Genomic DNA, 16,117 nt, shown 5'->3' with positions numbered 1-16,117 from the left:
TAACGCCCTAACAATTCGTATTCGATTATGCTTTTTTCGTATCTACTACTTTAATATCTTCAGCATAAATCTTTTCTGCATAGTCTTTAATGTTTTTCCAGCTATCTTTCGCAATGTTTAAATCTTCTTTAATGAAAACAAGATCGTTTGGACTAATTGAATCCACATTTTGAAGTAAAGAATTGTATTTTGATCCCATTGTATACCATTGGTTTGAAATGTTTTGCAACGCTGTAATTGCAGTATCAATCGTATTTGTTAAATACTCAGTTTGTGTTTTAATGTTCGTTAACCCAGCTACTTCTAATTGAGCAGTTGTAATTTGTCCAGTTATTTTTTGAATTTCAGCTTGTGCATTGTCAAGTTCTTTCTTCGCTAATACGATACCAGCTGTACCACCGCCTACAGCTGCTGCACCACCTGCAATTAATGCGACTCCTAGCGGTGTTCCTGCGCCCGTAGCAATAACTACTGCACCACCAATAATTGCAATTGGTCCTAGAGCTGTCGCAACAGATGAACCGATAATAATTGCATTATATTTACTAATTGCTTCATTGTACGTTGTAATTTGATTTTGCAGAAGGGGAATCCCTGCATCTTGACTAGCTAATATAGATGTAATTTGATTTGCATCACCCTTGAAATTTTGCGTATCCGACGTCATTTTATTTCGGAATTTCTTTAAGTCTTCTACTAACTGATCCACTTGTGCTTTATTTTCATTAATACTACTTGATAATCTAGTTAGGCCTTTCGTAAGAGTCGCTTTATCTTTTGCATCTACCGCAGCAACTAAAGTATCATAATAGTTTTGGAATTTCGTATTGTAGTTAATGATGTTTTGATTCGTTGAAATAAGCTGTGGCTTTAATACATCTAACCATTGCTTCGCATTTCCTCTAGCTGTATCTTGGTGCTGAATCACTTTTCCTTTTAAAGCTGCATCAACAGTCGATACATTTCCAAAGTTAACATTACCTTGTTTAATAATTGTTAAAGCATACAGATCCATTACTAAAGCATTTGAACCTGTTCTTTCCATTGCATCTTTCAAGCCTTCTGGTCCTAATGAATATTCTTCATAGTCATTATAAGCTTTTGCTACCGCATGAACTGGAGCTTGTTTCACTGTACTTTCAGCTGCATACGTATGAGCCGGCATAATATTTCCTGCTGCAAATACTGCCATCAGTGCTGATAGAGCCATTACTTTATAAGGTTTTTTTGTCATTTTTCTTCTCTCCCTATATCGCTAATTATTTTTCTGTTTAATGTACTTCAACGTTTGTAACGTAATCTTCAAATTGATTTGTTTGCTTATTCATTTCATCACTTACTTTTTTAATTTGATTGAAATGTTTTTGAAGTAAACTACTGTCTGTATACGTGCCTTCTTCAACATTTGTTTGAATTTGGATCATATTATTATTTAAAACTTTCCAATCCGTTAATAACGTTTCTAAAGTTGTAATTTGACGATCAATTAATTCTGTAAAGCTATTTACTTGATCTTCAACGAATGTAATTTGAGTCGCTTCTGCTTCAGTTTGTGATAACTTTTGAATAAGTGGCAATAACTCTTTTTGCTTTTGTTGAATGCGAAGAGCTGCTTCCCTCGTTTGACTATCTGCGGCATTTACAATTTCATTACTTAAAGTACCGATAGAAACAAAATCGATTGTTTTCGTTTGTGCAGTTTGATTTGTGATTGTAAATACTTGTTTACCGATATTAATAGAACCTTTAATGATTTCTTGAGGTCTATTCAAAATAGTAGTTAGTTCAGCTTGAATTTCCCCTTGAATCCTTTTAATATCTTCTCTTAATTTCACAATATCTCCGCTTGATCCTTGCAGTGTTTTTATTGCTTCATCGGCTTTAATTGATAAGTTGTTACTATCTTTATCTAATACTGTTTTAAATCGATTTAACTCTAATAAATCTTGCTCCATACTCTCTTGGATGCTCTGTACTTGCAATTGTAATTTTCCATATGCACTCATAAAATCTGATTTTGCTTGCTGATCTTCATTTACGTTTCCTGCTAGTTCATAGAGCTTACTATAATAGCTATTGAATCTAGTGCTGTATCTCATCATCTCTTGATTTAAGTCAATTAGCTTCGGATTATATTCATCAATCCACTCTCGTACATTCGCCTTTGCAAACTTTTGATGATTCGTTAAGCTACTCATCGCATTTACCTTAATGTCTGGCTGTTGCAAAATAATTAATCCGTATGCTTGAATAAGCGGTGATTGTGATCCTAACATTCTAATTGAATTGGATAATGTATTTGGAGCAATTACATTTTGCGCATATACTGTTTTCACTTCCGTTTGCCCCTCCTTAGCGTAAGCGCTTACAGGAATGAAGCAACTCGTAGATACTGCTGTAACCAATAACCCTGTAATTAAAGTTTTTTTCACTTTAACTCCTCCTATGTATTAGCAACTATTACTATCGCATTTTATTATTCTATTTTCTTGCATATAATTTAAGATAGTTAAAATAGAGGACGTACTCACCGTGATTGACGTACGAACCATCTCTCCCAACTGTTATTGCTACAGTACTTACTTATTGTTATAAAACTTTTCATATGTGCTTAGTATGAATAACATTGCATAAATTTTCTATCGACCCTCATTTTCCACATCGATACAGTGAATATATTACATAAAAATATTATTCATTTTAAACTTAATAACGTAAGTAAATATGAAATTCCGTTTTGTTTTCATATAAGTTTTGTACTGTAAGGTCATTTAAACACAGCTGTTTATATATCGTAAAGAAGTATTTTCATTCCCTTTATTTTCAAGCTTTCATGTCCTTATTTCAAAATATAATCCGATTCGCTTTATCGATTGAAATATCTACATATCACAACAGAAAACACTACTTTCAAATAACCAATTAAATTATATCAGTATAATTTTTAAGCCCATATGCAATTATGCATAGCATATACACAAAAAGGATAGCTTCATTTTCACAAAGCTATCCTTAAAAATCTTCTTATTTTTTCAAATGATATGGAACTGTCGTAATAACAACATTTCTTTTATAAAGTAAATACGCACGTATGAGTAAACTGGATTGATTATGAAGAATGTTATGCCAACCTTTTTTCGGAATAAACTGTGGTATAACGACCGTAACACGGTAATTCGATTCACTCGCCTTATATTGCACTGTATCGATAAACTTCGTTAGCGGCTGAATAATACTTCTATAATGAGAATGTAATGTAACAAGCCTTACTTCAGGTTGCCACTTCTTCCATTTCTCTTCAAATTTCTTTTCCTCTTCTCTGTCAAAAGCAACATATACTGCGATAACTTGATCTGCCGAAAGAGATTTCGCATAGTTCAATGAATTTTCTACTACATGGGTCATACCTGCTACAGGAACGACAATTACATTCCCCTCAATTGGAATAAGAGGTTCGCAAGTTTTTAAACTTAATTGATCACCCACTGCATCATAATGCTTCTTAATTCGATGGAATAAGAAGATAATAACTGGTAAGAAAATAAGAATCGACCAAACTTGTGCAAATTTAGTTAAAAAGAACATGCTCATTACGATAAAACTAATAACTGCACCAATTAAATTAACCGTTAATCTTAAAGCCCATCCTTCAGGCTTTTCGCGAAGCCATTTTAATACCATCCCTGTTTGAGAAAGTGTAAATGGAATAAATACACCTACTGCATATAACGGAATTAAATGTTCTGTTTGTCCTTGGAAAGCTACAATTAAAATAATCGAAGCAACTCCAAGTATAATAATACCGTTTGAGTAACCTAGACGGTCTCCTCTAATCGTAAACATTCTCGGTATGAATTTATCTTTTGCAAGGTTAACCGCTAATAAAGGAAATGCAGAATAACCTGTATTAGCAGCGAGAATTAATATTAAAGCTGTTGTACCTTGTATGAAATAGTACATGAAATTACGTCCAAATGTTTGTTCAGCAATTTGAGAAACAACTGTTACTTCTTTACTCGGAGTCACTCCGTAATAATAAGCTAAAAATACAATTCCTGAAAATAACACAGCAAGTAATGCACCCATTGCAAGCAATGTTTTTGCAGCATTGTTTGGCGCAGGATCTTTAAAGTTCGGAATTGCATTTGAAATTGCTTCAACACCTGTTAAAGCAGAACTACCTGATGCAAATGCTCTTAGTAATAAAAATAAACTAATCCCTGCAACTGGTGTACCAATCGGCGCATGTAAAGTGGGTGAAACATGACCAGTTAAAATATTATATATGCCCACACCAATTAATATAAATAGTGCTAAAACGAATAAATAAACAGGATATGCTAAAACGGAAGCTGATTCCGTTACTCCCCTTAAATTTAATATCGTAATTAATATAACAAATATAACCGCAATAATTACGTTGTGTGCATGTAAGCTAGGAAACGCAGACGTAATTGCATCTGTACCAGCGGACACACTTACCGCAACAGTTAAAATATAGTCAACTAATAAAGATCCTCCAGCAATTAAGCCTGGAGTCATCCCTAAATTTTCTTTTGATACAACATACGCTCCCCCGCCATGCGGATAAGCAAAAATAATTTGACGATAAGATAAAATAAGGGCTGTCAATAATACTAATACCCCAACAGCGATCGGAATGGAATACCAATAAGCGATCGCTCCAACACCTGCTAAAGCAATTAAAATTTGCTCTGGACCGTAAGCAACTGATGACAATGCGTCAGAAGATAAAATAGCTAAAGCTTTCGTTTTATTAAGCTTCTGTTCTCCAAGCTCCGTTGATTTTAACGGTCTTCCAATTAAAAATCTTTTAATAGATGAAACCAATGCTGTCCACTCTCCAATAATTTTGTACGAACTTTACTGCTTGTTACAGCCAGTAAACGATTTCCTCAGAAAACAAAAAATGTCTACAAGCCATAGCGAAATAGACTTGTAGACATTATTTTTTTTGTCGCACAAGCTCCACCTTCCTTCTCAATATAACGCTTACGAGGTTAGCTGTCGGATTCGGGCCTATGAGTAGCCCTACCTTTTTCAAGGATTCACCCCATCGGATTATGTACTAATCCGTAAAAACGGGTCCCCCGTACCATGCGGTTTCAGCGATTTAGAAAATTGAAACTGTGGATTATAATACTCCTTTATTTTCAAAAAGTAAACAAAAATTTTTAATAAGAAAAAAATTAAAATGATTGCGCATAATCCACTGAGAAATATACATAATGAATACTAAAAAATCCGCAAAGGAGACCCATATGTCTAAAGAAAAGAAGCCTATTTTTTCCGATTCATATTTAGATGCAGTAGCAAATGAAATTAATCAGTTATATGGTAAACGTGAACAGGAAATAAATTTGACAGATAGAACGAAAAGAAATAAATAATTTGTCATACAAAAAATAAAAAAGATAGCAATACACTTATATATTGCTATCTTTTTTATTTTTTCATACATCTAATTCTATTACAGATCTGTTAAAGGTCATCTCTTCATACACCTTTAAATTTTGATATATAGTGCCTAATAATGGTGCCGCTATAGAAAATTGCTCTGCTACATCCAGTAAATATCCTTGCAAGTGCTTCCCTTCAATAAACGAACCCTTTTCCATATCACGTTGCATTGATGACTTCATATCATACGAAATTTTATCAATCGTTTTCATATGTTCCTGGGCAATATTAGCCTTTACTGGAGCTCCTAATACTCTCATGATTTGTACAGATTCCTCAAACACATTACGGATAAAATCACGGCCGCCTTCACTTTCACGGATTGGTCCAATTGGTGCACGCATTAACGTTGTCACACCTGACATTACAGTAATAAATAAATATTTATGCCACATATCTTGCGTAATATTTTCACTTAAAACAAAACTAGATTTCGTACCTGAAAATGCTTTAGAAATATGCTTTACTCTCTCTGAATTTTGAGACTTAATTTCTCCAAACACAAGTCTGTTGGCAGCGCTGGTTTGTACAATTTCTCCTTGATCGTTTAACGTCGTCTCGATAAAGCATAAACCGCCAATTACTTTTTCTTCGCCGAATTCTTTTTGTAATAGCGATAAATGAGCGATACCATTTAACAATGGAATGATTACAGTATTTTCGCCAACAAACGGCTTCAAATCTTGAATTGCCTCGTTTAAGTGATACGCTTTTGTTGAAAATAAAATGACATCAAATGGAGAAGTTCTCTCTTCTTTCGTTATTAATTTCGGTTGAAAGGAAAAATCCCCGTTAACACTTCGGATTACAAGTCCTCTTTCCTCTAATTGTTTTTTCCGTTTACTACGAACAAGAAATGTAACATCTTCTCCCTTTTCGACTAATCTGCCACCAAAAAATCCTCCGACTCCACCAGCGCCTAATACTAAAATCCGCATACAGCATCCCCCTTTTCAAAATAAAATTTTATAACTTTTAGTATACATAACATTATACATGTCCTCTGCTAAATAAGCTGAATTTTCACTCTCAATTGAGTATAAAAGAGTGGTTATTTTCAAATAAATTTGGGCATGTTGTTTCTATAGCATATATGGAAAGGACACAATGTAGATGGAGGCAATACAATCAATTGAGGAAAAAGGTGTAGCAACAGCTATATTTCAATTTATATTCCCGTTTTCGTTTAAAGCTGGATATGAACAAGAGATGTTCCCTTTCTTACAAAAAAACGATTTTCGTCCTTTTCGGCTCGATCATCTCGATGATGAAAATACATATTATGGGGAGTTTAAAGTTTCACATCAAAATATGGAAGCATACTATCTTTCATTTACAAATAAAATTCTCTTTCCTCACTCAGAGCATCAAAAGGGCTTGCAACGTTATTCAAAGGACCTTAACTTAACTGGACATTTAACAACAAACCTTATTTCAATCCCATTCAAGATACACTCTATTGATGTAACACTTTGTCCTTATGAACTTGGCTTCTTAACAATTCGAACAGAAGTAAACACTGCTCCAAACATGACTTTATCTGAAGCAATCGAATTCGCTGCTCGCTTCCGTGTACTTGAAACTAAAAATGATACAAATGAGACTATTTGTATTGAATGTAACGGAAAAAAGTATTCCCAAGTTGAAAAATTCATTTTTGGTTATTTATTTCATGGTGTAACTGATTTCTTTGAAAAGAAGAGATTAAGAAGTTCATACTTTCAAACCTTCCCTTTCTTCGAAGACCAAAGAATGTACGTCCAAACTTTATTGTCACTAAAAGAAGGTATGGAACTTAATGAAGTGGATGTTTATCGTACTTCTAGTCTTTCCGGATTAACAAGTGATGGTAAGCCATATGTGAGTGCAAATAACCTTCCTTACATTCATGAATATTTAAAAAAACACGCTTACCAGAGATGGGCTCCAAATCGTTATTTCATAATGGAAGAACATATTTTTACATGTGTAACAAATGAAGGAGAACGCGAAATCGCTAAACTTGCTAGTCAAATGTATGGGGAATTTTATTACGCTTTATTATTAAACCTATTCCATAAAATTGTTTTATTAAAAATGGCGAACGCCTATGCTGAGCTAAATATTGAACAAGATACTAATGAAATAGAGAAATTAATTTATTCGATCAATTCGTTCACTGCTAATTATTTTTCTTTAGAATTAGTATCCCAATCACAGAGTGAAGATATTTTCTTCCGCTTAAGAAAACTTTTTAATATTGAGGTTCTATACTCGAACGCGAAACAAAATCTTGATAGTTTGTTTAAATATCAAGAAAATGTCGCCTCTAAAAAAGATAGCCTTTTATTATTAATTTTAACGCTCTACTCTGTAGTGGGCCAAATGTTAGGGTTTACTATGATTGACCTTTTAAGAAACACCGATTCAAACAAAATATCGTCACCTCTTGAATTTTTCGCTCTATTAATTGCGATTAGCGGCATTGTCATTTCACTTATTTTAGGAGCCCAAAGTTTATACCAATGGGGTCTACAACATAAACGAAGAAAAGCTTGGGTAAAACAAACTGTACTTTCTGCCGTTAAAGAGAAAGAAGATAAAAATTAAAGAAGATTATTTTCAAATTCTTGGCCCGCTGCAGTAAGTGAATTTTTATCAGCGATTTTCCCATTATATCGGCGCAACTCGAAATATATCAGCGATTTTTTTAATATATCGACTTACCGACAAATAACAGGACCGGATAATAAAAAAAGGGTGCTCCAAAATTAAACTTGGAGTACCCCTTTTATTATACGAATTCAGTTTACTTCCCTGCTTCGATTTGCTCTAATGCAGCAGCTACTTGCTCTTCCGTTAATTCATGTTGTATTACGTAGCGGTTACGTGGACTTACACGACATTCATGAGAACATGCACGTAAATATTTCGCTTCGTTTTCTTCAGAACATAAAATTTTCTTATTACATTCTGGATTTGAACAGTTTACATAGCGCTCACAAGGTTCACCTGTAAAGTGGTCTTTACCAACGATAACATGTTCTTTTTGGTTTACTGGTACAGCAATACGCTCATCGAACACGTAACATTGTCCATCCCAAAGCTCACCTTGTACCTCTGGGTCTTTTCCGTACGTTACAATTCCGCCGTGAAGCTGACTTACATCTTCATAGCCTTCACGAACTAACCAACCAGAAAACTTCTCACAACGAATTCCGCCTGTACAATAAGTTAAAATCTTTTTACCTTCAAGTACTTCTTTATTTTCACGAATCCAATCTGGTAATTCACGGAATGATTCGATATCAGGTTTAATCGCACCTTTGAAGTGACCTAAATCAAACTCATAATCATTTCGTGCATCAATGATAACTGTATCTTCTTGTTTCATTGCTTCATAAAAATCTTTTGGTTCTAAATACTTGCCAGTTATTTCGTGTGGGTTAATGTCATCTTCTAGACGAAGTGTAACTAACTCTGGACGAGGACGCACGTGCATTTTCTTGAATGCATGACCATCAGCTTCATCTATTTTAAATACGATACCGTCAAAACGTGGATCATTGTTCATTGCTTCCATGTATTTCTCTGTTTGTTCTACAGTTCCAGAACAAGTTCCGTTAATACCTTCTTTCGCTACAAGAATTCTTCCTTTTAATTCAAGTGAATTACAAAATTCTAAATGCTCTGCCGCGAATTCTTCTGGGTTTTCAATTGTTGTGTACATGTAATATAGTAATACTCTGTATGGTTTTGTAGTTGCCAATGTATTTCTACCACCTATCTAATTTTTAAAATCATGTATAAGTTAACGTTCATATCAAAACATATATAATAAGAAAATGAATCCCATTTTCTTTTCTTTATACTATTTTCTATCAGTTAACAAAAATAAAAAACAAGATTACACATCAAAACACTATGGTTATGTTGTAATCCCAATATATTATATATCATACAAATGCAATTCCATCAATTAATATGCTGGATTATCGGCTTTATGTTCACATAAATTTCAAAATTGACCCTTTAATTTATTATGTTTCCCCACGTCATCACACCATAAACTCCCAATTTATTTTACGTTATCACACCATCCATTGCATAAAGGCATATAATTTGCATTAAGGAAACTTTCGTGTTCAAATGAAATTATCATATAACATATTTAAATGTATTGAAATAATGAGTAAGAATAAATACAATAATTTCATCAAGTTAACATTTTAAAGGGGAAAACTACTATGAATAAAGATATAACAAAAGATGAACATCTCCCTTCTGAAAGTACAACCGTACAATCAGCTCACTTAGCTTTAAGTGGAGAAACAAAAGGCTGGAAAAGACTGTTACCATTTTTAGGGCCCGCTTTTATCGCGTCCGTTGCTTATATTGATCCTGGCAACTTTGCTACAAATATCGCAGCTGGTTCACAATATGGATATTTACTATTATGGGTTATACTCGCTTCTAACTTAATGGCTGTATTAATCCAAACTTTATCGGCTAAATTAGGAATTGCTACAGGAAACAATTTACCCGAAATAGCTCGTGAAAACTTTCCAAAGCCTGTGTCTATCGGCTTATGGATACAAGGTGAACTAGTTATTATGGCTACAGATTTAGCGGAATTTATTGGAGCTGCATTGGGGCTTTACTTACTATTTGGAATCCCCATGCTACCTGCCGCTTTAATTACAGCAGCCGGATCCTTTATTATCCTTGAATTTCAACGTAGAGGATTTCGTCCACTAGAAGCTATTATTACAGGAATGATTTTCATTGTAGTAATTGCTTTTGGGATTCAAGTTTTTTATGCAAAACCAGAATTTAGTCCCCTTCTTTCAGGACTATTTATTCCAAAATTCCAAGGTGTAGACAGTATATTACTTGCAGCAGGGATTTTAGGTGCGACAGTTATGCCGCATGCAATATACTTGCATTCTGCATTAACACAACGCCGTGTGGTCGGAACAACTGACGAACAAAAGAAAAAGATTTTTCGTTTCGAATTTATCGATATTATTATTGCAATGGTTATTGCTGGAGCAATTAATGCAAGTATGTTAATTGTAGCAGCTGCACTATTTTTTAAAAATGGCTTGCACGTTGAAGATTTAGATGTTGCTTACACTCAATTTACCAATTTAGTAGGTCCTGTATCGGCTGCATTATTTGGGATTGGACTTTTATCAGCAGGACTATCTAGCTCTTCTGTCGGTACAATGTCGGGTGATATTATTATGCAAGGTTTCATTCGCATGCATATTCCGTTATATTTACGCCGATTTATTACAATGATTCCACCACTAGTAATTATCGCTTTAGGTGTAAATCCAACATACGCTCTAGTCATGAGCCAAGTCGTCTTATCATTCGGTATTGCATTTGCATTAGTGCCACTTATTATGTTTACAAGTAATAAAAAGATTATGGGTGCACTCGTTAACCACCGCATAACAACATTTATCGCATGGATAATTGCTGCTCTCGTTATCGTTTTAAATATCTTCTTACTGTATCAAACATTTGTAGGGTAATGAAAAAGGGTATTCCAATTTTAATTTGGAATACCCTTTTTGGATGAAATGATTTTCTTCTAGTTACCACTTATGTATGCCCCTCTTTCCGGCATCATCACACCATTTTCAGTTCGAAAGTAAAGTGGCAATCCTTCCGCAAAAAACATACTTACTTTGGACGGATCTTGCCTTTGATGATGAATATGTAAATGCGGCTCACTTGAACTTCCTGAGTTACCAACTTGCGCAAGAATATCCCCTTCATTTACACGTTGCCCTTCTTTTACTTTAATTGAGCCTTTCTTTAAATGACCAAGGAACAAAAATGTGCCCGTTTCATCTAGTCGTAAATAAATATGATTACCAGCCATTGACTGAAAATTATCCGATCCCGGAACTAAATCTTGTTCATTATTATTAATTGATACAACCGTCCCAGAAGCTGGCGCCATTACTTTTGCTCCATATATTCCGTAATCCTCTAACTTACTACTTTTCACTTCAGCAGGTGGAATGAGAATATCATATGCCCACCTTTCATTTGGTTTTATAACGTGATAGTTCGTTTCTAACCGATCACCACCCCAACCGATTAATGCTCGTTCCTTCAAAGGAAAACGAACTACTACTTTAGGACTCATAGATTGTATATCTGCTGGGTAAGCAATTCTACCTATATTAGCAAACCAACCGAAAGGCCAAGCTCCAATTATAGAAAACAGAATGATTAAAAATAGCGTTCTATCTATCCGCTTTCTAAAAATGCCTTTCCAAAAAAATATTATTATTGATCCTATTAAGAGAAAAACGGAAATTACACTAAAAGCCTGTATACTCCACCAAACAAAGACTGATGTAACACCATTAGCTACATAAACTAAGATCCAACTTATAATTAAAAAAGAAACTATAATTACTAATAAAAATTTCTTCCACATGTCGCATCCCTACTCTCATATCCTTTTTCTCAATGATACAAAGTAAAAATTACGACATATAAAAGAAATACTTACGACTTTCTTACTTTTTTATACTGCGGTAATTTCACAGTAAAAACTGTTTCTTTATCATTACTACGTACAGTGATATCCCCTTGATGGAGCTCGGCTATACTTTTTGAAATTGCAAGTCCTATTCCTTTACCGCCCGTATGAGAACTACGTGATTTTTCACTACGATAAAACTTCTCAAAAATGTAAGGAAGGTCCTCTTTCGGAATGCATTGTCCAAAATTTTTAATTTCTACTTCAACATTCATTGTTTTATTGAAAATTTCAATTGCAATTCCCTTTCCATCTCTCCCGTACATAATACTATTACCTATTACATTTTCAAATAGTCTCACTATAAGTGTCACATCAACTTCTACATGTAGCACTTCATCACTTTTAATATAAAAGCTCATATTGGCATCATCTAATTGTGGTACAAAGTCAATCATGATTTGTTCAATTAATGCTTTCATATCTACTTCATCTTTATGTAATTCAATCTCTCTATAATTTATTTGACAGTATTCTAATAAATCATCTACTTGATTTTTTAATTCATAACTTTTTCGCTTTAATATACTTACATACTGTTCACATTCTTCTCCATTCGAATGAAGTTTATTTCCTAACAGGTCCGCATAACCGATTAAAGATGTTACTGGCGTTCGTAAGTCATGAGAAATATTACTAATCATTTCATTTTTCATTTCCTGTGATTTTTTTTCATTCTCGATAGACTCTTTTAAACTTTTCGCCATTCTATTAACATTTGCCGCTAGTTCACCAATCTCGTCATTTTTCAAAATAGGTATATGTATTTCAAAATTACCGTCACTTATTTCCTTCACGTTTTTGTTAATTTGAGACAACCTTTTCATCAGTGTTTTTGTCATTAATGCAAAGTATGTTGTAGTAAAAATCAAAAAAACTATAAAATATAAAAATGAATATTTTTCCTCTAAAACATTAACCTGACTATATATATTTCCAACCAAAATTTGAAACACTATTATACTTACAGTCGCTAACAAGATGCTACATATGAATGCGATAAAAAACTTAGCTCTAATGCCTTGTAATGATTTAATCTTCAATTTTATATCCGACTCCCCAAACATTTTGTATAAACTTCGGTTCTTTTGGATTCTCTTCAATTTTATTTCTCAATCTTGCAATATGAACCATTACTGTATTATTACTTTCATAGGCTCTTTCGTTCCAAACGCTCTCATATATTTCTTCAATTGTGAACACACGATTCCTTGCAGCTGCCATTAAGTGTAAAATATCATATTCAGTTTTCGTAAGATTGATTCTCTCTCCATATAACATTACTGTTCTCGACACTTCATCTATTTCTAAACCTCTAATATTTATTTTCTTTTCCATTACTTGGGGAGCATTTTGATTGAAATATGTATACCTTCTTAATTGAGCTTTCACTCTTGCTATAAATTCAATTGTACTGAACGGCTTCACAATATAATCATCTGCCCCAGTACTAAATCCAATTACCTTATCTACATCCGATGATTTCGCGCTTAAAAACATAATTGGTAAACTATGTTTCTCTCTAATCCTTCTACAAAGTTCTATACCATCCATTTGAGGCATCATAATATCCAAAATAGCAAGTTGAATACTGTTATTATTTATTATTTCTAAAGCCTCTTCTCCGTTATGAGCACTAAAAACTTTAAAACCTTCTTGTTTTAAATTCACATTAATAAATTGAATAATATCTTTATCGTCATCTACAATTAATATCGAATTTTTTTCCATTTCCAAACCTCTTTTTTGAAATATATTCCACATCTAAGTTTATCATAAATCAAATCTACCCTTACACCTTGAATAATCTTTATTTTCAGATTAAATTATATAATAACAAATACATTCTATTTTCATGTGAAAAGGAGCGAAAATATGTTTCCTTTATTAAAAACTGAAAGACTTATTTTAAGAGAACTTACCGAAGAAGATGCACCGCGTATACTACAATGCTTTTCTAATACTAATGTACTGCGCTATTATGGCCAAAAACCGTTACAAGATGTTGATCAAGTGAAACAAATCATTCATAACTTTAAGTTGAGTTACAATGCAAGAAGCGGTATAAAATGGGGAATCGAATTAAAAGACAAGAAAGAACTCATCGGTACCATTGGTTTTCACGATTGGTCTTCTGAGCATAAACGAGCCAATATAAGTTATGCCTTTTTGCCTGAACACTGGGGAAAAGGATATGCGACTGAAGCTGTTTCTGAGGTTATATCATACGGTTTCCATACGATTCATTTAAAGCGGATTGGAGCAATTGTATTTCTTGAAAATGAAGCTTCCAATAAAGTACTATTAAAATTAGGTTTTGAAAAAGAAGGCGTTCTAAAAAATTATATGTATCAAGATGATATCCCATATGATACGAATTTTTACGCTTTATTAAAATCAGTTTAATAGAATTTATGTGTAAAAAACCTTACTTTTAAAAAGTAAGGTTTTTTGTATTTATTCATTAGCAATATAAGCATTCTTATAAGTATAAATACCACCAAATTGATGCTTTTCAATTCCTTTTACATAATCCTTTTGTACATATGCTGAGCCAATATGATAAAGCGGCGCCACCGCAGCATCTTCTAATAATACCTGCTCGGCTTCTCGCAACGCTTCCCATCGTTTTTCCGTATCTAGTACAAAATCCGTTTTCGCTTTCTTTATTAATTCATCGTAACGAACATTAGAATAATTCATTTTATTATTCGGATTCCCTGTCGTAAATAACTCTAAATAACTAATTGGGTCTTTATAGTCAGGTCCCCAATTTGCCATAGTTATATCGTAATCACCTATTTGTTCTAACTGTAATTTTTGCTTAAATGGCTGTTGTTTAATTTGTATCGCGAGTCCTTGCAAATTCTTCTCTAAATCACCTTTTATATATTCTGCCATACGTATTGCGTTATCTTGTTCGAACGTTAAGAACCCTAGGTTTACTTGTTCTACCCCAAGCTCTTTTTTCGCTTCTTCCCAAAGTTTTTTCGCATTTTGCAAATCATATGAGGAAATATCTCCATTTTCTTTTCTAAAATCTTTACCAGTCACTTCATTTACATGACCAACTGGTACAAGTCCACTTGCAGGTTTTGCTCCGTTATTAATAAAGTGAGCAACGAAATCATCTTTATTTAACGCTAATGAAATAGATTGACGCACCTTTTTATTTGCTAACGCGTTATTTTTTTCATTAAAACGAAGCATAGCAATTCCAGGATCACTCGACATATGTAATTCCTTATTCCCTTTATACTTGTCTACAACTTGCGAATTAATAGGTACTCGATCCAAATCTCCGGCTTCATATAAATTTACAGCTGTCATTGTATCCTTTAGGATATGAAAGTTTATTTCATCTAATTTCACTTTCTTTCGATCCCAATATGTAGTATTTTTCTTTAATTGAAACTCTTGTTCATGCTTCCATTTTTCTAATACAAATGGACCGTTATATATGAGATTACTAGGTTCCAATGCATAATTGTTTCCTTGTTCTTTCAAAAATGATTCATGCTGTGGTAAGTATATAGGTAGTGCTAACAACTGTAAAAAATACGGAACTGGCTGTTCGAGTTCAACTTCTAACGTATAATTATTTATCGCTTTAACCCCAAGTGCATCAAGAGGCATTGTTCCCTTATTGATCTCTTTCGCATTTTTTACATAAAAGAGCATGGACGCATATTGAGAGGCTGTTTCAGGGTTAATTGCACGTTTCCAAGCAAATATAAAATCATTTGCTGTTACATTATCCCCATTTGACCATTTTGCATCTTTACGCAAGTCAAATGTATATTTCTTACCATCTTCACTTCTTTTAAACGATTTTGCTATGGCTGGAGTAGGCTGATCTTGATCGTTTAATACATATAACCCTTCAAATATATTCTGCATAATGTGTGCTGATGTACCATCTGTTGTTTTCACAGTGTCCAGAGAAGGAATTTCTTCTGATACTGTTACATTTAACACTTGTTTTTTAACCTCTATGTCACTTTTATCCGCTTTATTATTACAAGCTGTTAATAATAAAGATGTAACAAGTGCCATTACCATTAAATGGCTCTTTTTTCGCTTCATGAG

13 protein-coding genes and 1 riboswitch are annotated in these 16,117 nt (G+C 33.5%); of the genes, 4 read left to right on the top strand and 9 right to left on the bottom strand.

The genetic code is table 11. The annotated features are described in order from the left end of the window. Window positions 1-25: 25 nt before the first annotated feature. The 3 genes from nheB to NST90_RS09125 all read right to left on the bottom strand — a co-directional run bounded on the left by nheB (window position 26) and on the right by NST90_RS09125 (window position 4,851). Window positions 26-1,234, bottom strand: coding sequence for a non-hemolytic enterotoxin NHE subunit B (gene nheB, locus NST90_RS09135; protein ID WP_000162975.1), 1,209 nt, complete (start codon window positions 1,232-1,234; stop codon window positions 26-28). Between the two features lie 37 nt (window positions 1,235-1,271). Next, entirely contained in the window at window positions 1,272-2,432 is a 1,161-nt protein-coding gene (gene nheA, locus NST90_RS09130) for a non-hemolytic enterotoxin NHE subunit A (protein WP_025710132.1), read from the bottom strand. Between the two features lie 592 nt (window positions 2,433-3,024). Then, on the bottom strand, window positions 3,025-4,851 hold the full coding sequence (locus tag NST90_RS09125; protein WP_046392615.1) for an APC family permease: 1,827 nt from the start codon (window positions 4,849-4,851) through the stop codon (window positions 3,025-3,027). A gap of 144 nt (window positions 4,852-4,995) precedes the next feature. Then, window positions 4,996-5,142, bottom strand: a riboswitch (cyclic di-AMP (ydaO/yuaA leader). A 140-nt stretch (window positions 5,143-5,282) separates the two neighbouring features. Between NST90_RS09125 and NST90_RS09120 the strand changes: the two genes are divergently transcribed. Further along, window positions 5,283-5,411 carry a hypothetical protein gene (locus tag NST90_RS09120; protein ID WP_000031873.1) on the top strand — a complete coding sequence of 43 codons (129 nt, stop codon included), beginning with the start codon at window positions 5,283-5,285 and terminating at the stop codon, window positions 5,409-5,411. 63 nt (window positions 5,412-5,474) lie between these two features. Here NST90_RS09120 and panE read toward each other — a convergent pair whose 3' ends face one another. Beyond that, window positions 5,475-6,419: a 2-dehydropantoate 2-reductase gene (gene panE / locus NST90_RS09115; RefSeq protein WP_046392614.1), complete on the bottom strand. Its 945-nt coding sequence runs from the start codon at window positions 6,417-6,419 to the stop codon at window positions 5,475-5,477. 175 nt (window positions 6,420-6,594) lie between these two features. On the opposite strand from panE, the gene NST90_RS09110 reads away from it, so the two are divergent. Beyond that, window positions 6,595-8,070: a hypothetical protein gene (locus NST90_RS09110; protein WP_046392613.1), complete on the top strand. Its 1,476-nt coding sequence runs from the start codon at window positions 6,595-6,597 to the stop codon at window positions 8,068-8,070. Between the two features lie 199 nt (window positions 8,071-8,269). On the opposite strand, the gene NST90_RS09105 is transcribed toward NST90_RS09110, so the two are convergent. Then, the gene (locus tag NST90_RS09105; protein WP_000246231.1) at window positions 8,270-9,229 is read right to left on the bottom strand and encodes a rhodanese-related sulfurtransferase; all 960 of its coding nucleotides are present in this window, start codon (window positions 9,227-9,229) and stop codon (window positions 8,270-8,272) included. A gap of 478 nt (window positions 9,230-9,707) precedes the next feature. Here NST90_RS09105 and NST90_RS09100 point away from each other — a divergent pair, with 478 nt between their 5' ends. Further along, entirely contained in the window at window positions 9,708-11,003 is a 1,296-nt protein-coding gene (locus NST90_RS09100) for an Nramp family divalent metal transporter (protein ID WP_046392612.1), read from the top strand. 59 nt (window positions 11,004-11,062) lie between these two features. Here NST90_RS09100 and NST90_RS09095 read toward each other — a convergent pair whose 3' ends face one another. From NST90_RS09095 to NST90_RS09085, 3 genes are all read right to left on the bottom strand, one after another. Then, window positions 11,063-11,923, bottom strand: coding sequence for a M23 family metallopeptidase (locus NST90_RS09095; RefSeq protein ID WP_000265538.1), 861 nt, complete (start codon window positions 11,921-11,923; stop codon window positions 11,063-11,065). 71 nt (window positions 11,924-11,994) lie between these two features. Continuing rightward, window positions 11,995-13,095, bottom strand: a complete 1,101-nt coding sequence (locus tag NST90_RS09090) for a HAMP domain-containing sensor histidine kinase (protein ID WP_164876547.1) — start codon at window positions 13,093-13,095, stop codon at window positions 11,995-11,997. Next, the gene (locus tag NST90_RS09085) at window positions 13,061-13,759 is read right to left on the bottom strand and encodes a response regulator transcription factor (RefSeq protein ID WP_000414517.1); all 699 of its coding nucleotides are present in this window, start codon (window positions 13,757-13,759) and stop codon (window positions 13,061-13,063) included. Before NST90_RS09085 ends, NST90_RS09090 begins: the two co-directional genes overlap by 35 nt. Window positions 13,760-13,903: 144 nt before the next feature. On the opposite strand from NST90_RS09085, the gene NST90_RS09080 reads away from it, so the two are divergent. Further along, entirely contained in the window at window positions 13,904-14,434 is a 531-nt protein-coding gene (locus NST90_RS09080) for a GNAT family N-acetyltransferase (protein WP_000484225.1), read from the top strand. A gap of 51 nt (window positions 14,435-14,485) precedes the next feature. On the opposite strand, the gene NST90_RS09075 is transcribed toward NST90_RS09080, so the two are convergent. Next, a complete protein-coding gene (locus tag NST90_RS09075) occupies window positions 14,486-16,114 on the bottom strand; it encodes a peptide ABC transporter substrate-binding protein (protein ID WP_000823500.1) in 1,629 nt (542 codons plus the stop codon). Window positions 16,115-16,117: the final 3 nt, after the last annotated feature.

It is taken from the genome of Bacillus sp. FSL E2-8900, from assembly GCF_037966225.1.
Lineage (GTDB): Bacteria > Bacillota > Bacilli > Bacillales > Bacillaceae_G > Bacillus_A > Bacillus_A cereus.
The sequence above is the reverse complement of the archived record's forward strand: the minus strand, read 5'-3'. Positions and strand labels throughout refer to the sequence as shown.